The 19,440-nt window shown below is 70.5% G+C and carries 18 protein-coding genes; 10 read left to right on the top strand and 8 right to left on the bottom strand.

Translation table 11 applies throughout. From position 1 onward, the window contains the following. Nucleotides 1-181: 181 nt before the first annotated feature. A complete protein-coding gene (locus ACFYW8_RS01950; RefSeq protein ID WP_389066043.1) occupies nt 182-1,009 on the bottom strand; it encodes an alpha/beta fold hydrolase in 828 nt (275 codons plus the stop codon). A 390-nt stretch (nt 1,010-1,399) separates the two neighbouring features. Between ACFYW8_RS01950 and ACFYW8_RS01945 the strand changes: the two genes are divergently transcribed. Together ACFYW8_RS01945 and ACFYW8_RS01940 are read left to right on the top strand one after the other, a co-directional pair. Beyond that, a complete protein-coding gene (locus tag ACFYW8_RS01945; RefSeq protein ID WP_389066039.1) occupies nt 1,400-2,608 on the top strand; it encodes a cytochrome P450 in 1,209 nt (402 codons plus the stop codon). A gap of 149 nt (nt 2,609-2,757) precedes the next feature. After that, nucleotides 2,758-3,519 (top strand): crotonase/enoyl-CoA hydratase family protein, encoded by a 762-nt coding sequence (locus ACFYW8_RS01940; protein WP_389066036.1) that lies wholly within the window; start codon nt 2,758-2,760, stop codon nt 3,517-3,519. Between the two features lie 145 nt (nt 3,520-3,664). Here the strand turns inward: ACFYW8_RS01940 and ACFYW8_RS01935 are convergent, their stop codons facing one another. Beyond that, nucleotides 3,665-4,552 carry a GntR family transcriptional regulator gene (locus ACFYW8_RS01935; protein ID WP_389066033.1) on the bottom strand — a complete coding sequence of 296 codons (888 nt, stop codon included), beginning with the start codon at nt 4,550-4,552 and terminating at the stop codon, nt 3,665-3,667. 297 nt (nt 4,553-4,849) lie between these two features. Here ACFYW8_RS01935 and ACFYW8_RS01930 point away from each other — a divergent pair, with 297 nt between their 5' ends. Further along, nucleotides 4,850-6,286: a cellulose binding domain-containing protein gene (locus ACFYW8_RS01930; protein ID WP_365873768.1), complete on the top strand. Its 1,437-nt coding sequence runs from the start codon at nt 4,850-4,852 to the stop codon at nt 6,284-6,286. Nucleotides 6,287-6,402: 116 nt separating this feature from the next. Here ACFYW8_RS01930 and ACFYW8_RS01925 read toward each other — a convergent pair whose 3' ends face one another. Then, the gene (locus ACFYW8_RS01925) at nt 6,403-7,326 is read right to left on the bottom strand and encodes an SGNH/GDSL hydrolase family protein (RefSeq protein ID WP_389066026.1); all 924 of its coding nucleotides are present in this window, start codon (nt 7,324-7,326) and stop codon (nt 6,403-6,405) included. A gap of 532 nt (nt 7,327-7,858) precedes the next feature. On the opposite strand from ACFYW8_RS01925, the gene ACFYW8_RS01920 reads away from it, so the two are divergent. The 4 genes from ACFYW8_RS01920 to ACFYW8_RS01905 all read left to right on the top strand — a co-directional run bounded on the left by ACFYW8_RS01920 (nt 7,859) and on the right by ACFYW8_RS01905 (nt 11,938). After that, nucleotides 7,859-8,374 carry a SigE family RNA polymerase sigma factor gene (locus ACFYW8_RS01920; RefSeq protein ID WP_365873764.1) on the top strand — a complete coding sequence of 172 codons (516 nt, stop codon included), beginning with the start codon at nt 7,859-7,861 and terminating at the stop codon, nt 8,372-8,374. 8 nt (nt 8,375-8,382) lie between these two features. After that, nucleotides 8,383-8,925 (top strand): hypothetical protein, encoded by a 543-nt coding sequence (locus tag ACFYW8_RS01915; protein WP_389066018.1) that lies wholly within the window; start codon nt 8,383-8,385, stop codon nt 8,923-8,925. A gap of 365 nt (nt 8,926-9,290) precedes the next feature. Beyond that, nucleotides 9,291-10,490 (top strand): glycosyltransferase, encoded by a 1,200-nt coding sequence (locus tag ACFYW8_RS01910; RefSeq protein WP_389066595.1) that lies wholly within the window; start codon nt 9,291-9,293, stop codon nt 10,488-10,490. Nucleotides 10,491-10,756: 266 nt separating this feature from the next. Further along, on the top strand, nt 10,757-11,938 hold the full coding sequence (locus tag ACFYW8_RS01905) for a hypothetical protein (protein WP_389066591.1): 1,182 nt from the start codon (nt 10,757-10,759) through the stop codon (nt 11,936-11,938). Between the two features lie 114 nt (nt 11,939-12,052). Here the strand turns inward: ACFYW8_RS01905 and ACFYW8_RS01900 are convergent, their stop codons facing one another. From ACFYW8_RS01900 to ACFYW8_RS01890, 3 genes are all read right to left on the bottom strand, one after another. Continuing rightward, nucleotides 12,053-12,382 (bottom strand): antibiotic biosynthesis monooxygenase, encoded by a 330-nt coding sequence (locus ACFYW8_RS01900; protein ID WP_365873760.1) that lies wholly within the window; start codon nt 12,380-12,382, stop codon nt 12,053-12,055. 87 nt (nt 12,383-12,469) lie between these two features. After that, nucleotides 12,470-13,468, bottom strand: coding sequence for a type I glyceraldehyde-3-phosphate dehydrogenase (gene gap / locus ACFYW8_RS01895; protein WP_365873758.1), 999 nt, complete (start codon nt 13,466-13,468; stop codon nt 12,470-12,472). A 118-nt stretch (nt 13,469-13,586) separates the two neighbouring features. Then, on the bottom strand, nt 13,587-14,543 hold the full coding sequence (locus tag ACFYW8_RS01890) for a GlxA family transcriptional regulator (RefSeq protein ID WP_389066013.1): 957 nt from the start codon (nt 14,541-14,543) through the stop codon (nt 13,587-13,589). Between the two features lie 494 nt (nt 14,544-15,037). Between ACFYW8_RS01890 and ACFYW8_RS01885 the strand changes: the two genes are divergently transcribed. Continuing rightward, nucleotides 15,038-16,210: an amidase domain-containing protein gene (locus ACFYW8_RS01885; protein ID WP_365873754.1), complete on the top strand. Its 1,173-nt coding sequence runs from the start codon at nt 15,038-15,040 to the stop codon at nt 16,208-16,210. Between the two features lie 198 nt (nt 16,211-16,408). Here ACFYW8_RS01885 and ACFYW8_RS01880 read toward each other — a convergent pair whose 3' ends face one another. Then, nucleotides 16,409-16,774 (bottom strand): DoxX family protein, encoded by a 366-nt coding sequence (locus ACFYW8_RS01880; RefSeq protein ID WP_389066006.1) that lies wholly within the window; start codon nt 16,772-16,774, stop codon nt 16,409-16,411. Nucleotides 16,775-16,881: 107 nt separating this feature from the next. On the opposite strand from ACFYW8_RS01880, the gene ACFYW8_RS01875 reads away from it, so the two are divergent. Then, the gene (locus tag ACFYW8_RS01875; RefSeq protein ID WP_365873750.1) at nt 16,882-17,259 is read left to right on the top strand and encodes a helix-turn-helix domain-containing protein; all 378 of its coding nucleotides are present in this window, start codon (nt 16,882-16,884) and stop codon (nt 17,257-17,259) included. A gap of 238 nt (nt 17,260-17,497) precedes the next feature. Then, a complete protein-coding gene (locus ACFYW8_RS01870; RefSeq protein ID WP_389066000.1) occupies nt 17,498-18,673 on the top strand; it encodes an epoxide hydrolase family protein in 1,176 nt (391 codons plus the stop codon). A gap of 262 nt (nt 18,674-18,935) precedes the next feature. Here ACFYW8_RS01870 and ACFYW8_RS01865 read toward each other — a convergent pair whose 3' ends face one another. After that, the gene (locus ACFYW8_RS01865; RefSeq protein ID WP_389065995.1) at nt 18,936-19,208 is read right to left on the bottom strand and encodes a hypothetical protein; all 273 of its coding nucleotides are present in this window, start codon (nt 19,206-19,208) and stop codon (nt 18,936-18,938) included. Nucleotides 19,209-19,440: the final 232 nt, after the last annotated feature.

Genomic DNA, 19,440 nt, shown 5'->3' with positions numbered 1-19,440 from the left:
TGTGCCGCGGTCCGTCGCGCTCGAAGGAGCCGCGCCGCGTGCGACGGACCGCCACCGGATCTCCAGCGCGCCTGTCCGCGCCGGGCACGAGCCGAACAAGCGGTCCGGGCGTCTCTCAGCGCCGGACCGCTTGTTCGGTCTGGTGGGTCGGCCTCCCGCATCCTGCCAGGAGGCCGTTGGTTCAACCGCGCGCGAATTCCAGGAGGTCGGCGTTGAACACCTCGGCGAACCTGGGCACCATGGCGAGGCCGTGGGGAGCGCCCGGGTACACCTTGTAGACCACGTCCTTCACGAGCTTCGAGGACTTGTCGCCGGAAGCCACGATGGGAACGATCTGGTCGTCGTCGCCGTGCACGATGAGGGTGGGTACGTCGATCTTCTTGAGGTCTTCGGTGAGGTCGGTCTCGGAGAACGCCTTGACGCAGTCGTAGGCGCCCTTGATGCCCACTGTCATGCTCCAGAGCCAGAACTCGTCCCGCGTCCCCTGGGTGACGGTCGATCCGTCACGGTTGGCCCCGTAGAACGGGCCGCTGAGGTCCTTGTAGAACTGCGACCGGTCGGTCTCCACGCCCTTGCGGATCTCGTCGAAGACATCGATCGGCAGCCCCTCGGGGTTCTCGTCCGTCTTGAGCATGAGCGGCGGGATCGCGCCTACCAGGACCGCCTTGGCCACCCGGCCGGTGCCGTGCCGGCCGATGTAGCGGGTGACCTCACCGCCACCCGTCGAGTGGCCGACCAGGATGACGTCCCGGAGGTCGAGCGCCTCGATGACCGCCGCCAGGTCGTCGGCATACGTGTCGAGGTCGTTGCCGTCCCAGGTCTGGCCGGAGCGTCCGCCACCGCGCCGGTCGTGGGCGACGGCCCGGAAGCCGTTGTCCGCCATCACCTTCATCTGGGCGTCCCAGGCGTCCGCGGTCAGCGGCCAGCCGTGGGAGAAGACGACCGGCCGGCCCGATCCCCAGTCCTTGTAGAAGATCTGCGTGCCGTCCTTGGCGGTGGCGAAGGGCATGGGTGGTTCCTCTCGCGTCTGGTCCGGGAATTCCAGCTTCACGCGATGCCGGTACCCGCGCCGGCGACGGCGCCGACCGTGCACAGTCAATCCCCGCGACAGCGCTCAAGGCGTTCCTGCCACGCCACGAACGGGCGGCGGACGCACGAGAGTCGGCGGAGCGGTCGGCAGCACGAAATAACCGGAATGAGCATGTCGTCCACATCACACTAGCCGAGGGGTCAAGCTCCGTCGCGTCGGACGAACACCGCCCCCGAACCCCCCGGACGGACTGACCCGTCGGGGCGATCCTGCCCTCCTGTCACGCGGAATCTCGACGGTTTCCGTATCTTTCGGTCACGTCCCGGCGTTGGCGCGGTGTCCGTTCCGATCACCGAGTCCGGAGCCGGCGTGCCCGCTCCCCACACACCCTCCCCGCCCCCTGACCTGCCGGCCACGCGGGTGCGGGATCCCTACCCCTACTTCACCTGGCTGCGCCGGCACGCACCCGCTCACGCGGACCGCAGGCCCGGTCGGCCCACCGTGTGGCAGATCTCCCGCTACGCGGACGTGCGAGCCCTGTTGACCGACGGGCGGCTGAGCAAGGACCCGGGCCGGGTTCCCGGCTATCTCCCGGGGCCGGCCGGCCTGAACCGGCATCTGGTGCACGCCGACCCCCCGGACCACACCCGTCTGCGGACCCTGGTGAACGCGGCGTTCGTGCCCCGCCGTATCGCCCGGTTGGAGCCCTTCATCGCGGACACCGCCAGCCGCCTGCTGGACCGGATCGAGCACGACACCCACATCGACGTGATCGCGGCGTTCGCGGCGCCCCTCACCTTCCGGATGATCTGCGCGATCCTCGGCGTCCCCGAGGAACTCGACGACGCGGCGACCCGGGACACACTCATGGCCACGATCGCGCCCGCTCCGGGACGGGATCCGGCCCAGGTGGAGAACGATCTGCATGCCCTTCTCGACCGTCTGATCGCCGGCAAACGAACCAGCGGTGAGAGCAGTGGAGTCGACCTGCTGGGCGCGCTGGTACGGGCCGGCGACCACAGCGGCGCCATGAGCGAGGAGGAGTTGCGCTCGACCGCTTACCTCCTGCTGCTGGTCGGCCACGACACCACCATGAACCTCATCGGCAACGGCATGCTCGCGCTGCTCCGGAACCCGGACCAGGCCGCCCGGCTCACAGGACCGGAAGCCGGCCCGGAACTCGTCGGCACAGCGGTCGAGGAACTGCTGCGCTACGACTCCCCGGTGCGGGACGCGACGTTCCGGTGCGCCGCCGAACCGATCGGCCTGCACGGTCAGTCGATCCGCGAGGGGGACATCGTCAGTCTCCTGATCGGCTCCGCCAACCGCGACGAGGCCCGTTTCCCGGACGCCGACCGGCTGGATGTGGGCCGAACGCCCAATGACCATCTCGCCTTCGGCTACGGCCCCCACTTCTGCATCGGCGCCGCCCTGGCCCGGCTCGAAGGTGCCGTCGCCTTCCCGCTCCTGCTCCAGCGTCTGGGTCAGGTGCAGTTGGCCAAACCCGACGACGAACTCCCCTGGCGACCGGCCCGGGTGATGCGCGGACTCGCCGCGCTGCCCGTCGTACGGATCTGACCGCACCTTTCCCACGGGTGCGCGGCCCGCGAGCCCGCGCACCCGCCGGGCGACCCGGTTCACCCGCGCACCCGCCCGCCTGCCTGCCCCCGTCCACCCGCCGCGCCCGCCCTTCCTTGCGAACACCCCCTCGCCCAGGAGTACACCGTATGGACAGCCATGACCCCGCAGTGACGACGGCCGAACCACGCCCCGGCGTCCTGCTCATCACCCTCAACAGGCCCCGCGTCCGTAACGCCGTCGACCGGGCGCTGGCGGTCTCCCTGGACTCGGCCCTCACCCGCCTGGAGTCCGACCCGTCCTTGTCCGTCGGCATCCTCACCGGAGCGGGCGGCCACTTCTGTTCGGGCATGGACCTCAAGGCCTTCCCCGAAGAAGGCGTTCCGCTTGTCGCCGACCGCGGGCTCGCCGGACTGACCCGCGCCCGCATCCGCAAGCCGCTCGTCGCCGCCGTCGAGGGCGCGGCCGTCGCCGGCGGCTTCGAACTCGCCCTCGCCTGCGACCTCATCACCGCATCCGACACCGCGTTCTTCGCCTTGCCCGAGGTCGCCCGGGGGCTCGTGGCGGCCGAGGGTGGGGCCGTCCGTCTCCCCTACCACGTGGCCATGGAGATGCTGCTGACCGCGATCGCCCTGCCCGCTCCGGACGCGGCCCGGTACGGGCTCGTCAACCGGCTCACCCGTGAAGGCGGAGCCCTCGACGCGGCACTCGCCCTGGCCGAACGCGTCCAGGCCCACTCCCGCGACGCCGTCCACATCACGAAGCGGATCGTCCAGGACACCCGCGGCCTCGACGACCACACCGCCTACACCGTCCAGGATCCGCTGAGCACGCCCGTCTTCACCACCGGTGCCGCCACCGAGGGCGCCCGGGCGTTCACCGAGAAGCGCCCGCCGGCCTGGAGCCGGTGAACGGCTCGGCCGGGTGACGGTGAACGGCTGTGAGGGGATCGTCCTGGAGCCGGTGAGGGGATCGTCCGGGAGTCGGCCTGGGGATCGACCGGGAGCAGGTGAGAGGGGCGGCCCTTTGCCGCTGTCACGTCGCGGGCCCTCTCTGTCACCTTGCGGGGCCGCCCTCGCCTCGTCCGCCGGCGGGTCCGAAGAGGCCGCCGGCCACCACTCCGCGGGTGGAGAAGGTGACGGGTTCGCCCGGCAGGAAGTCTCCCGGCGGGATACCGGGGTGGTGCCCGTCGCGGGGCGACGGGTGCCCGGACCGCGGGCCGAGCGCCAGCCGGGAGACGATCCTGTAGCGGTCTCCGCGGTAGATCGAGTGGACGTACTCCACCGGTCGGCCCAGGGCGTCCGAGGTGAGGCGCTCGAACAGCAGGGCCGGGGACAGCTCCGGCACGTCGAGCAGGCCCGCCTCGTCGCGGGTCACCACCGTGGGCTCGATCGACTGGACCGCCTCACTGACCTGGATTCCGTGCCGTTCACCGAGATGCTCGTACAGGTCGCCGTTCTCCAGTTCGTCACTGGTCAGGTCCGGTACCAGGTCGGCCGGGACGTGCAGGTACTCGATGGCCATGGGCGAGCCGTCGACCAGCCGGAGCCGCGCCACGTACCGGATTTCGGCAGCCGGCGAGATGCGCAGCCGGCGGCCCACCCGGGCACCGGCGGACAGCGTGCTGAATTCCAGGAGTCTGCTGGTCCAGGTACCCGCGGCCTGGGGCAGACTGAACGTCTGCCGGTCCGGAACCAGTTCCTGGGTGATCTTCTCGGCGGCCACGAACATGCCTCGCCCGTGCTCACGCACCAGCAGCCCGGCGACCACGAGTTGGTCCACCGCTGCACGCAAAGTGGGCCGGGAAACCCCGAGTTGGGCGCAGAGAGCACGCTCGGAGGGAATGGCGTCTCCGGGGCGGCGCTCCTCGATGAGTTCCAGGATCGTGTCGCGGACTCTTTCACGCTTGAGTACCGCGCGGGAGGCGGCGGGATCGATCTCCATGCAGGACTCTCGTTCGTCGTCGGTACCGGCCAACTGGTATGGCCTCTGACCCTAACTGGTCTGCTGGTCAAGGGATCGAAGTAAAGCGGCTTCACTGCACAGGTAACCCGGCCTGTCCCGATCCGAGCAAGTCCCCTTTGATACAAGGGGGTTGACGGGCGCAATGGTCTATGCCACTTTCAGGCGACGTCAACTGGTAAACCCGATCGGCCAACTGGTCAAGCACGGAATGTCCTCTCGTGTTCCTGAGCACCCCCACCTCCCGCGGTCGGCGGGAGCCCACCGGAAGGAACTCACATGAGAAACCGTCCCCCCACGGGCCGCCGTCGCGTGGCGCTCGCCCTGTCGGCACTCCTGGGCGGCACCGCCCTGGTCGCCGTTCCGATGTCCGCCCCCGCCGCCGCGGCCGGAGGTCTCGCCGTCCAGTACCGCACCAGCGCGAGCGGTGCCACCGCGGACCAGAGCGAGCCCTGGTTCAAGGTGCGCAACACCGGCTCCGCAGCTGTGCAGTTGAGCCAGGTGAAGATCCGCTACTACTTCAAGGCGGATTCCGCGAGCACCACCTATCGCTTCGCCTGTTCCTGGGCGGTGAAGGGATGCGCGAACGTCACCGGCACGTTCGGCACCCTGACTCATCCCACCGCGACCGCGGACCGCTACCTGGAGATCGGCTTCACCTCCGCGGCCGGCACACTGGCACCGGGCACGGACACCGGCGACATGCAGCTGCGCTTCTACCAGTCCAGCTGGCAGTCCGTGAACCAGGCGGACGACTACTCCTTCAACGGGGCGCAGACCTCGTACGCGGACTGGAACAAGGTCACCGCCCAGCTCGCCGGAGCCACGGTGTGGGGCACGGCACCGGAGGGCAACGACCCCACTGATCCGACCGACCCCACCGATCCGCCGACGGATCCGCCCGGTGGCGGCCAGTCCCTGTTCGACGACTTCACCTACTCGTCGTACACCGACCCCGCGATCTCCGCGCACGGCTGGAACGTCCGCTCCAACTCCGGCGGCCCCGGCGTCCCCGGCGCGACCTGGGACCCCTCCAAGGTCACCTTCCCCACCGTGTCCGGCAACTCGGTGATGAACCTGCGGACGTCCACCTCGGGCACCGCGGAATCCACCCGGCAGACCGAAGTCGTCTCCAAGAGCATGAAGTTCAAGAACGGCACCTACGCGGCGCGGGTGAAGTTCGCCGATGCTCCCGAGTCCGGCCCGGACGGCGATCACCTGGTGCAGACGTTCTTCACCATCAACGACCTCACGGCGCCGATGGCCGACGACTACGCCGAGTACGACTTCGAGTACCTGCCCAACGGCGGCTGGGGCGAGTCGGGCAACATCCTCTACACGACCTCCTGGGAGACGTACAACCCGGATCCCTGGCAGGCCGTCAACCAGCACACCGAGGCACGCCAGAGCTACGCCGGATGGCACGACCTGGTGCTCACCATCGACAACAGCAGCATCAAGTACTACATCGACGGCCAGCTCTTCGGCACCCACGACGCCCAGTACCTGCCCGAGCGGCCTATGTCGATCAACTTCAACCAGTGGCTGATCGACCTCGCAGGACAGACCTCGACCGCGGCCCGCGCGTACGACGAACAGGTCGACTACGTCCTGCACGTCAAGGACCAGGTCCTCACCCCGGCCCAGGTGGCCTCGAAGGTGGCCGCCTACCGCGGCGCCGGCACCGCGTTCGTGGACGAGGTTCCGACTCCCTGACGCACGCGTGGCCGTCGGCAAAGGCGGCTGAGCCGCGGCCCGGGAAAGCCTGTCGGCGAGCGCACGGGCGCTCGCCGACAGGGGCGCTCACGCGCCGGGCGTCACGACCGGAACGGTCAGTGGTGCCGGGCTCGTTGACCCAGGTGCGCCAACACCGCGCGCGCCATGGCTTCCTGACCCTTGGCGTTGGGGTGGGCCGGAGCGGCGGGCGAGGTCGGGCGCAGCGGCTCGATCCAGCGATCGGCGGGCGCCTTGCACATGTCGTGGCCCACGGTCGGCCCGTAGGTGTCCACGTACTCGGCCCGGTTCAACAGCGCCACGGCGCGCAGCATCAGGTTCAGCCGTTTGCCGGTGTCCCGCAGATAGGGGAAGTCCTTCGCGGCGAACGGAACGGTCGGATAGCAGCCGCTGCCGTCGTCGGGCAGGAGGTCGGGGTAGCCGACGACGACCACCCGGGCGTGCGGAGCCCTGGCGTGGATCTCGCGCAGCACCCGGGCGACCTTGGGAGCCGTTTGGAGGATGTTCAGGGTGAGTTGGTCGTATCCCGCGGCGCCGTAGTACTGCTGACAGGGATTACCCGCGAGGTCCTTCGAACTGAGCCCGGCGCAGGTGGCGATTATGGGGCCGAACCCCATGTCGTTGCCGCCGATCTGCAGGGTCACCAGGTCCGTGTCGCGCTTCACCGCGTTCAGCTGGGGTCCGTTGGTCCCCTGCGCCTTCCACATCTCGTCGGTCTTCGCGCCGGAGCAGCTGACGTCCGTGAACGAGGCGACCTTGCGTACGGCAGCGGTGATCGAGGGATAATTGTGGTCGGACCGCGCGCAGTTCGCGTCGACCTGCTGAGGGATCAAAGGGCCGGACGTGTACGAGTCGCCGAGCGCGACGTAGTCCACGCCATGCGGTGTGTGCCCTTCGCCCGCCGCGGCGGGCGTCGCCGCCGCGACGCCGGCGACGAGGACACAGCTGCTCAGCGCGGCCCCCAGCGCCATGGCGCCCCGTCGTCCCGGGACGCCATTGTCCGGGCGCGTGTGATGGTTCATCCTGCCCCTCCCTGAAGCCATGACGGCCTGCTGAACGGGAACCGGCTTCCCGCGGCGCACCAGGGTTCGTGGCGCCGCGGCAGGCCGGACGGCTCCTGCCCGGCAGACCCAACCTGGTCTGTATACCGGCCGGTAGGCCGCCGGACCAGAGTTTGATCGCCCTCCGCTTGTTCAACTCTCATCCACCGCGCGCCGGTTCGGTCCGCGAGAAGTCCATCGATGAGCTGCTCGGCTCACGCGTAGCCGCAGCCAGGGTCCTGTGCCGAGGACGGCTCGGGTGGTGCGGACGGGACGGTACGAGTGGTGCGGACGGGACGGTACGGGAGCAGCGTCCCCGAAATCGGACGATGAAGTCGTTCAAGGTCAGGCTGGACACGGGGGCGGTGGCCCAACTCCCACAGCGGGCCGCCCTCGTATGCGGCACGGACGCACGCCCCGCGTGACCCAGATCACCCGCCTCAGGTGCATAGCGAGGCACCCCTCAGCGTCTTTCCCCAGGTGTACGAAGGCGGCAAGGGCGGGGACGGTGCGGATGGAACAGACAAGAGCCGAAGGGATCGACGGCTTCGACGCGTTCGTCGCGGCCCGTTGGTCGGCGTTGTTCCACCTCGCCCGGCTGCTCTGCGCGGGTGACCGGCACCGCGCCGAGGATCTGCTCCAGGAAGCCCTGGTCAAACTATGGTTCGTCTGGGCGAAGGTCGCCGACGAGGCGCCCGAAGCGTACGTACGGAAGGTGCTGGCACGCGCCGCCGCCCGCTCCGCACGACGACGGTGGTGGGGCGAACGCCCCGTGGAGGCACTGCCGGACCTGGCGCACACGGGGGACGAGTCCGCGGCCGTGGTGGAACGGTCGCGGCTCGAAGCGGCCCTCGCCCAGCTGCCGCCCCGGCAGCGGGCGGCAGTGGTGCTGCGCTACTACCAGGATCTGCCCGAAAGGCAGGTCGCGGAGGTCCTGGGCTGCCCATTGGGCACCGCCCGTTCCCACGCGTCACGCGGTGTGGCGCGGCTGCGCCAGATCCTGGCGGATGTCATCGAGCCGGTGGGGTGAAGGAGAGCATGGATCACTTCGAGCGGGAGTTGGCGCGAATGATGCGCGACGCCCAGGAACACACCCCCTTCGAGCCCGCGCAGCAGAACAGCCTCCGCGACGGTGTGCGCGTCCGCCGCCGGGTCCGCGCGGCACAGAAGGCCGCGAGCTGCGTCCTGGCTGTCGCCGGGGTCAGCCTCGGCCTGTTCCTGCTGCCGCACACCCCGGAGCACGACATGCCGCTGGGCCCCGTGCCGCGGCCCGCGACCAGCCCCGCCTCCCCGTACGCCACCCAGTCACCGACCTCGCCCCCTGGCGGAACTCCCACCGGGTCGGCCACCGCCACGGCCGAGAACACCGCCGGATCCTCCGGTCCGCCCGACACGGCGACCCCGACAGGGAGTTCGTCCTCCGTCAGCTCCGCCCCCGGGGGGACCGCGACGACCAGCGCACCCGCCACCGCGCCGGTGACGCCGAGCGAGACCCCGTCGAGCTCGTCGAGCTCATCGAGCTCGTCGACTTCGAGCCTCGACCGTTCGTCGCCGTCCGCCGGAGCGACCGACAGCCGATAACTCCGGCACGACCTCCGCCGGTCCGCTCCCGCGAACCGGCTCGGCCCCCGGACAGGTTCCCGCCCGCCACCGCCCGGCCGCCACACCCCCTGTCCGCACACCACCCACATCCCCACTCCGTCAGCGCGGTTCGGCCGTGAACGCCTTCGGCCTGCCTGGCGACAGCGCACAGAACAGGACGAATCATGACGAAGGCATTGCGGTCCGCCTCTCCGGGCTTCGAGGGCTTCGAGAACTTCAAGGACCTCGAAAGGGGACTGCCCATGGAGCGAAAACCCGGAAAACGGCCGCCTGTCGAGGGCACGCCGGATGACCACCTGCCCGCTGAGCACACACTCGACGACCGCCTGCCCGTCCGCCTTCCGTTGCCGGCGGACCACACCGAACCCGTCCTGGACGTGGTCGTCCCCGTGTTCAACGAGGAGACCGACCTGGAGCCGAGTGTCCGGCGCCTGCACGCCCACCTGCGCGAGACGTTCCCGTACCCCTTCCGCATCACGGTCGCCGACAACGCCAGCACCGACGCCACCCCGCGAATCGCCGCCCGGCTGGCCGCCGACCTGCCCGAGGCCCGGTGGATACGACTCGACGAGAAGGGGCGCGGCCGAGCCCTGCGGACCGCGTGGTCGGGCTCGAAGGCGCCGGTGCTCGCGTATCTGGACGTCGACCTGTCCACCGAGCTGAACGCGCTCCTGCCACTGGTCGCCCCGCTGATATCCGGGCACTCCGACATCGCCATCGGCTCCCGGCTGGCCCGCGGCTCCCGGGTGACCCGGGGGCCCCGACGGGAGATCATCTCCCGTTGCTACAACGCCCTGTTGCGTTCCACCCTCGCCGTCGGCTTCTCCGACGCGCAGTGCGGCTTCAAGGCCGTCCGCCGCGATGTCGCCGAGCGTCTGCTGCCCCTGGTGGAGGACTCGGGATGGTTCTTCGACACCGAGCTGCTGGTGATCGCCGAACGCGCCGGGCTGCGTATCCACGAGGTACCGGTCGACTGGGTGGACGACCCCGACAGCCGGGTCGACCTGGTCTCCACCGCCGTGGCCGACCTGCGCGGCATCGCGAGAGTCGGCCACGCGCTGGCCCGTGGCACGCTCCCGACGGCACGGCTGGGGCGCACCTCCGAGGGTGAGCCGCGGGCCTCCCTGACCGCTCAGTCGCTGCGCTTCGGTGCCGTGGGCGCGGTGAGCACGATCGGGTACGTCCTCCTCTACGCGGCGCTGCGTCCGATGACCGGGCCGCAGGCCGCCAACGCCTGGGCGCTGCTGGTCTGCGCCGTCGCCAACACGGCCGCGAACCGACGGCTCACCTTCGGCCTGCGCGGCCGGGGTGGCGCACTGCGCCACCAGGCCAAGGGACTTGCCGTGTTCGGCCTCGGCCTCGCGCTCACCGGCGGGTCACTGGCCGCGCTGCACCGCTGGACACACAGACCCGGACGGACCGTCGAGATCATCGTCCTCGTCACGGCCAACCTGGCGGCGACACTGCTGCGTTTCCTGCTCCTGCGCACCTGGGTGTTCACCGCCGACGCCCACGGCGACGACACGGGAAGCGAGCCGCGATGAACGACCCCGGCCCCGCGAACCCCCTGACGCGGCAGGGAAACAGGCCTCGCACCGCAGCCAGTTGGCCCACCGTCAAACGTCCGGGCGGCACGAGCCCGGCCCGGGGCGCGTGCTCCGAAGCGCGGGGAGCCGCCCCGCTCTCCTCCGGTGCGCTCACCGGCACCCCGGCCCGCGAAGGCACCCTCGAAGGCACCCGCGCCCGGTGGGCACGGCTGTGCCGGGCGGCGGCACGGCGGCACGGCCCGGTCCTGGCCCTGTACGGCACGATGAAGCTCATCGGCTTCTGCGTCTTCATGTACCTGCTGGACTCCTCCGGAGACTTCCGCGGGAAGAACCCCCGCTTCGGGGGCGGCGCCCACACCTGGGACGTCCTGGCCACCTGGGACGGCTGGTGGTACCAGCAGATCGCCGCGCACGGCTACCACCCCGCCCTCGTACCGGTGCCCGGTGCCACCGGCCTGATCACCCTTGAGGGCAACTCCGCCGCGTTCTTCCCGCTGTACCCGGCCCTGATGCGCCTGGTCTCGTCCTGCACCGGGCTCGGTCTGCTCGGTGCCGGCCTGGTGGTCTCCGTCGCCGCCTCGTTCGTGGCCGCACTGGCCGTCCACGCCGTGACAGCCCGGATCAGCGGCCGCCGGGCCGGGCTCGCCGCCGCCGGGCTCTGGGCCGTGTGGCCCGGCTCGGGCATGGAGTGGTCCGGCTACTCGGAATCCCTGTACATCGCCCTCGCCGCCTGGGCCTGCTACGCCGTCATGCGCCGGAACTGGCTCACCGCCGGTCTCCTGACCTGCGCCGCGGGCCTCACCCGGCCGACGGCCACCGCGCTGATCGCGGCACTCACCCTCGCCGCGCTGGCGGAACTGCTGCGGCTCCGGCGCGCGCCGCGCCGCCCGGGAAGCCTCCCCCGCCCGGACGCGTCGGGACGCCGGGACGCGGTCCTGCGCCCGCTGGCGGCCGTCGCGATCGCCCCTGTCGGCCTGGCCGGCTATCTGGGCTGGGTGGGCTACCGAATGGGCGACTACAGCGGGTACTTCAAACTGCAGGACGGCGCCTGGGCCCACACATTCGACTACGGGCGGCACACCTTCAAGGTGTTCGCGTCACTCATGGTCGGCCACTACGACTACCTCTACGCCTGTCCCTTCGAGGACGTCATCGCCGCCGGCACCGTCCTGCTGGCCCTGATCGTCCTGCCCCTGTTGTTCCGGCTGCGCCCACCACTCGTCCTGACCGTGTACACCCTTCTGACGATCGCACTGGTCCTGGGAAGCCAGCAGATCTTCGGCAACGTCTCCCGCTACCTGCTCCCGGCCTTCCCCCTTCTCATCCCCTGTGCCACCGCCATGCGCCGGCTCAGCACGCCGGTCCTGTGCACGGTCCTCGCCATCGCGGCACTCGCCTCGGGCTCCTACGCCGGCTACGTCCTGTTCGAAGCCGGCGTCCCGTGACCGACATCCGGCCGGTCAGGACCATCGGATACGTGGATGACTCAACACCCCGTGGACACGGCGCTACCGGCCCGCGGCGCTCGGGCGCCGCCGGCCGTTCGCGCGACGATCCGTCTACGGCCTGGTCGGCGCCGCCTGCTGCACGACCTCGAAGGACCACAGCGTGGACCCGCTCGCCGCAGGCCTGGGACGCTCGCCGCCCTGCGCTTCACCGCCCTGGTGGGCCGCCTTCATCGGGCCCTCCATCCAGGCCTGGAAGGACTCCTCGTCACGCCAGCGGGTGTAGACGAGGTAGCTGTCGGTGCCTTCGACGGGCCGGAGCAGCTCGAACCACTCGAATCCGTCGGAACCCTCGACGGCGTGGGCGCGGGAGGCGAAGCGCTTCTCCAGCGTCTCCCGCTGTTCGGCCGGCACGGTCAATACGTTGATCTTGACTACGCTCATGCACCCATCCTGCCGCACGACGGTCGGCGCACGGTTCAGGGGCCGCCCGATGCCCCGGTCGGACGACCCCCTCATCTTGGCGTCGGCTCAGCCGGCCGCGAGAAGCCCGAGCGTGTCGATGACCCGGTTGGAGAAGCCCCACTCGTTGTCGTACCAGGCGACCACCTTGACGTGACGGCCGTCGACACGGGTGAGGGCCGAGTCGAAGATCGCCGAGGCGGGGTTGCCGGTGATGTCCGACGACACCAGCGCGTCCTCCGAGTACTCGAGAACGCCCGCGAGCGGCCCGTCCGCCGCGGCGCGGTAGGCCGCGAGGACGTCGTCGCGTGTCACATCGCGGGCCACGGTGGTGTTGAGCTCGACGATCGAGCCCACCGGAACCGGCACCCGGATCGAGTCGCCCGACAGTTTGCCGTCGAGGTTCGGCAGCACCAGGCCGATCGCCTTCGCGGCGCCGGTCGTGGTCGGCACGATGTTGACGGCGGCGGCGCGGGCGCGGCGGGCGTCACGGTGCGGACCGTCCTGAAGGTTCTGTTCCTGGGTGTAGGCGTGCACCGTCGTCATGAAGCCGTGCTCGATCCCGGCGAGTTCGTCGAGCACCGCGGCCAGGGGCGCGAGCGCGTTGGTCGTGCACGAGGCGTTCGAGACGATCGTGTGCGCGGCCGGGTCGTAGGCGTCGTTGTTGACGCCGAACGCGAGTGTCACATCGGCGCCCTCCGCCGGCGCGCTGACGAGGACCTTCTTCGCACCGGCGTCGAGGTGGGCCCCGGCCGCCTTGGCCGAGGTGAAACGGCCGGTGGCCTCCAGTACGACGTCGACGGCGAGCTCGGCCCAGGGCAGCTGCCCCGGTTCGCGCTCGGCCAGTACCTTGATGCGCCTGCCGTCGACGACGAGGGTGTCCCCGTCGACGGTCACCGGGCGACCGAGCCGGCCGGCCGTCGAGTCGTAGGCGAGCAGCCGCGCGAGCGTGGCGGGCTCGGTCAGGTCGTTGACCGCGACGACCTCCAGGTCGGTGTCGCGTTCGAGCAGCGCGCGCAGCACATTGCGTCCGATGCGGCCAAATCCATTGATGGCGATACGAGTCATGAGTGGTGTCCCTTCGGCTCCCTCCCAGGTTCGCGCGCGGCATCGGACCGTGACAGCGGCGAGATCGCCAGGGTCCGCAAGGATCCCGCCACCGCGTGGCGGGCTCCGCCCCGGTCGGCTATTCGCCCTGCGTGAAGGTGCGCCGGTATTCGCTCGGAGTGGTGCCGAGGATCCGCTGGAAGTGCAGCCGCAGATTGGCACCGGTGCCGAGACCCACGCTCGCGGCGATCCGCTCGACGCTCCATTGCGAACGCTCCAGGAGTTCGCGGGCCATGTCGATGCGGGCCCGCATGACCCATTGCATCGGCGTGTATCCGGTGTCGTCGGCGAAGCGCCGCGAGAAGGTCCGCGGTGAGACTGCCGCGTGTTGGGCGAGCGCTTCGAGGGAGAGAGGTTCGCCGAGCCGGTGCAACGCCCATTCGCGGGTGGCGGCGAACCGTTCACCGAGGGGTTCGGGCACGCTGCGCGGCACGTACTGCGCCTGGCCGCCACTGCGGTAGGGGGCCGCGACCAGGCGCCGGGCCGCATGGTTCGACGCGGCCACTCCGAGGTCGCCGCGCAGGATGTGCAGGCACAGGTCGATCCCCGAGGCGGCGCCGGCCGACGTGAGCACACTCCCCTCGTCGACGAAGAGGACGTTCTCGTCGACCTTGATGAGCGGGTGTTTCGCGGCGAGCGCCCGCGTGTAGTGCCAGTGGGTCGTGGCACGCTTGCCGTCGAGCAGCCCCGTGGCGGCGAGCGCGAAGGCACCCGTGGAGATGGCGGCGAGCCGCGCGCCCCTCTCATGGGCCGCGATCAGTGCTTCACCGACGGCCCGCGGCGGGTCCTCGCGGTCCGGAGACCGGTAGCCGGGCACGAACACGATGTCGGCCCAGGCGAGTTGTTCGAGGCCGTGGGCGACGTGGTACGACAGGCCGTCGCCACCGGTCACGAGTCCGGGTTCCGCGCCGCACACCCGCACCTCGTACGGCATGCTCGCCCGGGTTGTGAACACCTGCGCGGCAATACCGACATCGAGCGGTTTGGCACCCTCGAGCACGAGAACGGCGACGCGGTACAAGGGGGAAGCTGCCACGGTGAAGAGGGTACGTGGGGCGTGCGGATCATGACCTTTCGACGTACTGGCGGACGGTCGCTCGCGCCGGCCACTCGCGCCGGGCCCATCTCGCCACCTGCTCGAACACCGGACGGAGCGGCCTGACGGAGCGGTCTGACCCAACCGTCCGGCGGAGCGGTCTACCCCAACGGTCTGACGGAGCGGTCTACCCCAACGGTCCGGACCAACGGTCTGACGGAGCACCTGTTCTCCCAGTCCGCCTCCTCGCAACCGCAGGTGACGCTTCCTCACCGGGACCGGCCAAGGGCCACCGCTTCCGGCCTGACAGCTCTGGAAACGACGGCCGGTTCCAGCGGGCAGGGCCGGTTGCCGGGATTGCCCTTTAGAACGCGGAGCTGCGGCTTTCCGCCGTCTCACCTCGATACCGCTTCGGCAACCCCCTTCACAGGAGCCACACACGCCGTGCGAGGATGCGGCTCCGGTATCGAATACCGGCGTAGAGGGGAACACCATTGAAATCAAGGAAACTGAGCCGTAAGCGGCAACGCGCAACCATAGTCGGGGCGGCGGCCGCCTCGGTCGTCGCCGGCGCAGCCCTGCTGCCCAACTGGTCCGCGGGCGCGGCGAGCGTCACCGCCGACCCCAAGGTGGACGCGTCGACCAAGGCCACCTTCCAGCGGCTCGCGGACGCGGTCTTCACCGACCGTACCGACGCCCTGGTGGACAACGACGGAACGAAGCAGAAGACGTCCCGGTTCTCCGGCGACGTTCGGCTGTCCTCGACCCAGTCGCGTGCCGAGAAGTCCGCGCTGGCGAAGCTGGAGAGCCGCAAGGCCCGTCTGGCGGAGCTCGGCGAGAAGTACCGCTCGGCCAACACGACCGTGTCGCTGGACCGTACGGTGGTGAAGGGCCGTCACGCCACTGTCGACGTCACCGAGACGACGGCGCTGGCCTACGACAAGGCCAAGGGCACCGAGCCGAAGACCACCGGCTTCGAGGCGCACCACACGCTGACGTTCAAGGCCGACCGCAAGGGCGACTGGCAGCTCACCGACATCAAGGACACGGACGAGGGGCTCGCGGTCAACCAGGTCGCGACCACCAAGCTCGTGGCCACGCCGATGACCGGTGCCAACACCCCGCCTTCCGCCACCCGCGCCGCGATCACGCAGCCGGCGCCGGCCAAGCCGAAGAACTTCTCGGCCACCGGCTACGACTACAAGGCCATGGCGGCGTACGCGGCGAAGTACTGGAACAACTACAACCCGGCCTACCCGAACTTCAACGGGGAGGGTGCCGGCGGCGACTGCACGAACTTCGTCAGCCAGACCCTGAAGGCCGGCGGCTGGAAGCACGTTCCCGGTGACGGGACCGACTTCCACAAGTGGTTCGGCAACTCCGAGATCCAGTCGGACTCGTTCGTCGGTGTCAACGAGTTCTCGTGGTTCGCGCTGTCCTCCAAGCGGGTCACCAGCCTTGCCAACGTCTACCAGGCGGACGTCGGTGACGTCGTGCAGGTGGACTTCAACAAGGACGGGTCCAAGGACCACACGATGATCGTCACGTACCGCAGCCCGCAGGGCCTGCCGTACGTTTCGTACCACTCCACCAACACCTACAACAGGTCGTTGGCGAGCATCATCGCGTCGTACCCGAACGCCGCGTACTACGCCTACCGCACCTGAGCGGTCGCGTTCCGGGGCGGGAGTCGGCACCTCGTGCCGGGCTCCCGCCCTTTGCGTTGGGTGGGACGGGGTGTGCGCGACGTTGCGTGGGCGGCGTGGTGCGCACGGCGCCGCGCGCATGGCCTCGTGTGCACGGCGCCGTGGGCACGGCGTCGGGTTCATGGCCTCGTGTTCATGGCCTCGTGTGCGGCGGACCGGTCAGAGCCAGGTGGTCCCCAGCCAGACGGCCGCCACCGCGGCCACCAGCAGGACGATGTTGAGGCCGATCGTCCGTGTCTCGCCGCGAGAGACGTGGACAGCGATTCCGCCGACCTGGATCAGCACCAGGCCCGTCGCCGCGGCGACGGCGAGTCCGGGCGCGATGCCGGTGAGCGGTGGCAGGATCAGACCTGCCGCGCCCAGCACCTCCAGCGTCCCGATGAGCCGGACGACCGGCATGGGCACGCGATCGACCCACCCCATCATTGGCTGAAGCCGCTCCTGGCTCTGCAGGATCTTGATGCCTCCGGCGTAGAGGTAGAACGCCGCCAGCAGCGCTGCGACGATCCAGTAGGCGACGTCCATGGGGACCCCCTGCACAATAGTTACCAGGCGTAAGTTGCCTCATGATGAGTCACTGCCGGAGGGCTTACAAAAGGCACATGGTTGTGCGCTACCCACAGGGAGTTGTCATGTCGCAGTACGAGCACACCTGCATGATCCGCGGGGACGGCGGGCGGACGATCCGCGCCGTCCTCGACCGGATCTGCGACAAGTGGACGCTGCTGATCGTGACGACCCTCGAGCAGGGGCGCCTGCGTTTCACCGACCTCCAGCGGCAGATACCCGGCATCTCGCAGCGGATGCTCACGCTGACCCTGCGGAACCTGGAGCGCGACGGCCTGGTGTCCCGGACGGCGTACGCGGAGGTCCCGCCCCGCGTCGAGTACGCGCTGACCCCCACCGGGCAGAGCCTGATCCCGCCGGCCCTCGCGCTGGCAGGCTGGGCGATCGAGCACATCGCGGAGATCGAGGCCAGCAGGACCGCGTACGGGGACCGGGCCGGTTGAGCCCGGTGGGCGGGTCCCGCGCCGGGCCTCGGCGCCGGAAGGCGGCGCCGGGCGGTACGCCGGTCGTGCCCCGGCTGAGGACGTGGACCGACAGCGCCAGGTGACCGGCCGTTCCGAGCGCACCGCTCGCGCCACGGACGTCGGTTGAGGCCGGCCGGAGACGCGAGGCCGCACCTGGGCGCCACGCCTGCTCAGCGCGTTCGAGAAGAAGCAGGGCCCGCTCCCTAGGATGCGGCTCATGCCTGATGTCGCGCGTCGCCCCGAGCCGTTCACTCCGCGGACCGCCCCGACGGCACTCGAAGACCTCCGCTCACGGCTGCGCATGACACGCTGGCCGGACACCCCCGAAGACGCCGGTTGGTCGCTCGGGACCGACGTCGGCTACCTCCGGGAGCTCGTCGCGTACTGGTCCGACGGGTTCGACTGGCCGGCGCGGGAGGCGGCGCTCGCGCGGCTCCCCCGCTTCCGCGTCGAGCTCGGGGATCTCGGGATCCACTTCGTGCACGCCCGAGCCGTCGCGCCGTCCGGGCGGGTCCTGCCGCTGGTGCTCAGCCATGGCTGGCCCGATTCGTTCTGGCGTTACACGAAGGTGATCCCGCTGCTGACCGATCCCGGCGCGCACGGGGGCGATCCCGCCGACGCGTTCGATGTGATCGTGCCCGACAACCCCGGCTACGGGTACTCCGACCGCCCCACCGGCCCGCCGCTCGACTCCATCGCCGTCGCCGGTCTGTGGGCCGAACTCATGAGCGTCCTCGGATACGAGCGGTTCGGCGCGGCCGGCGGTGACCTCGGCAGCCATGTGAGCCGCTACCTCGCGCTCGATCACCCCGACCGTGTCGTGGCGGTCCACCGCACGGACGGGGGTCTCCCCGTGTTCACCGGGGACCCCGCCGACCTGACACCCGAGGAGCGCGCCTGGATGGAGAGCGCCGCGGCCTGGGGCGGTACCGAGGGGGCGTACGCAGCCATGCACCGCACCAAACCCCAGACCGCCGCCGTGGGGCTCACCGACTCGCCGGCCGGGCTCGCCGCCTGGATCGTCGAGAAGCTCCGGTCGTGGAGCGACTGCGACGGCGACATCGAACGGTCCTTCACCAAGGACGAGATCCTCACGAACGTGACGATCTACTGGCTCACGGGGACGATCGGCTCGTCGATGCGCATGTACCGCGCGAACGGCGCGATCCCGCCCGCGCAGCTCGCCCGCCGGGTCGAGGTGCCGTCCGGCTTCTCGATCTTCTCCGGCGACGTGGTCCGCCCGCCGCGCGCCTGGCTCGAGCGCACGACGAACCTCGCGCGGTTCACCGAGCCGGCCCGCGGCGGCCACTTCGCCGCCTTCGAGGAACCCGAGCTCTACGCGGAGGAACTCCGCGCGTTCTTCCGCCCCTACCGGGCGGCGATGCCGGGCTGAAGCAGCGTGTTCGCCTCGTCCGAACCGCGATCTCCGTCGCCCGTCCCCGCACGCCACGCGGCGAGTCGGCGACATCCGGCTTCCGGCTTCCGACGTCCGGACCCGGCATCCGCCCCCGCCATCCCACAAGCACCCGAACAACGGGCCGAGCGCGCCCTCCGTTCGCGCATACCTGCGTCACGTGGCCCCGGGACCGGTCGGCGCCCGTGTCTTCGACGTCGCGGACGGGTACCGGTGAGCATCGGCGGCGGGCGGGAACCTGTCAGTCGGCCTTGGCGAAGGACGAGAAGAGCTGACGGAACCGGCGCAGCGTGACGTCGAGCAACTCGTCGGCGTCGCCGTCCGCGTGGGCCGGCGCGACCGCGCTCTCGCAGGCGGCGCCGTGCACCATCGAGGCGACGTCCGCAACGTCCGCAACGTCCGCGACGTCCGCGACGTCCGCGACGTCCGCGACGTCCGCGACGTCCGCGACGTCCGCGACGTCCGCGCGGGAACTCTCCCTGCCGAGCAATTGACCGACAACGCAGGCGATCATGCGCCGCCCGGCGAAACAGCCCGGCGGCGGGGCCCTCGTCCGTCCCGATCGCCGGAACGGGCCGGCCTAAAACCCCGGCACGGGATGCGGACGCCTCGCCCGTACGCCGTGGCCGACGCCTCGCCGTATGCCGGTGCCGGTCCGCGGGTCCGCCGCACCGGCGTGTCCGTGCCTCGCGGCGTTCGTGTCCCGTGCCTACGCTCTACGAGGAGGGCGGAGCGGCGAGAGAACG

Origin of the sequence: Streptomyces sp. NPDC002742 (genome assembly GCF_042888885.1) — a bacterium.
Lineage (GTDB): Bacteria > Actinomycetota > Actinomycetes > Streptomycetales > Streptomycetaceae > Streptomyces.
The sequence above is the reverse complement of the archived record's forward strand: the minus strand, read 5'-3'. Positions and strand labels throughout refer to the sequence as shown.

Coding starts and splice junctions, on each gene's coding strand:
- ACFYW8_RS01950 (WP_389066043.1), bottom strand. CDS start 1,009: ATGCCCTTCGCCACCGCCAAGGACGGCACGCAGATCTTCTACAAGGAC.
- ACFYW8_RS01940 (WP_389066036.1), top strand. CDS start 2,758: ATGGACAGCCATGACCCCGCAGTGACGACGGCCGAACCACGCCCCGGC.
- ACFYW8_RS01935 (WP_389066033.1), bottom strand. CDS start 4,552: ATGGAGATCGATCCCGCCGCCTCCCGCGCGGTACTCAAGCGTGAAAGA.
- ACFYW8_RS01930 (WP_365873768.1), top strand. CDS start 4,850: ATGAGAAACCGTCCCCCCACGGGCCGCCGTCGCGTGGCGCTCGCCCTG.
- ACFYW8_RS01925 (WP_389066026.1), bottom strand. CDS start 7,326: ATGAACCATCACACGCGCCCGGACAATGGCGTCCCGGGACGACGGGGC.
- ACFYW8_RS01920 (WP_365873764.1), top strand. CDS start 7,859: ATGGAACAGACAAGAGCCGAAGGGATCGACGGCTTCGACGCGTTCGTC.
- ACFYW8_RS01915 (WP_389066018.1), top strand. CDS start 8,383: ATGGATCACTTCGAGCGGGAGTTGGCGCGAATGATGCGCGACGCCCAG.
- ACFYW8_RS01905 (WP_389066591.1), top strand. CDS start 10,757: ATGAAGCTCATCGGCTTCTGCGTCTTCATGTACCTGCTGGACTCCTCC.
- ACFYW8_RS01900 (WP_365873760.1), bottom strand. CDS start 12,382: ATGAGCGTAGTCAAGATCAACGTATTGACCGTGCCGGCCGAACAGCGG.
- gap (WP_365873758.1), bottom strand. CDS start 13,468: ATGACTCGTATCGCCATCAATGGATTTGGCCGCATCGGACGCAATGTG.
- ACFYW8_RS01880 (WP_389066006.1), bottom strand. CDS start 16,774: ATGGACGTCGCCTACTGGATCGTCGCAGCGCTGCTGGCGGCGTTCTAC.
- ACFYW8_RS01875 (WP_365873750.1), top strand. CDS start 16,882: ATGTCGCAGTACGAGCACACCTGCATGATCCGCGGGGACGGCGGGCGG.
- ACFYW8_RS01870 (WP_389066000.1), top strand. CDS start 17,498: ATGCCTGATGTCGCGCGTCGCCCCGAGCCGTTCACTCCGCGGACCGCC.
- ACFYW8_RS01865 (WP_389065995.1), bottom strand. CDS start 19,208: ATGATCGCCTGCGTTGTCGGTCAATTGCTCGGCAGGGAGAGTTCCCGC.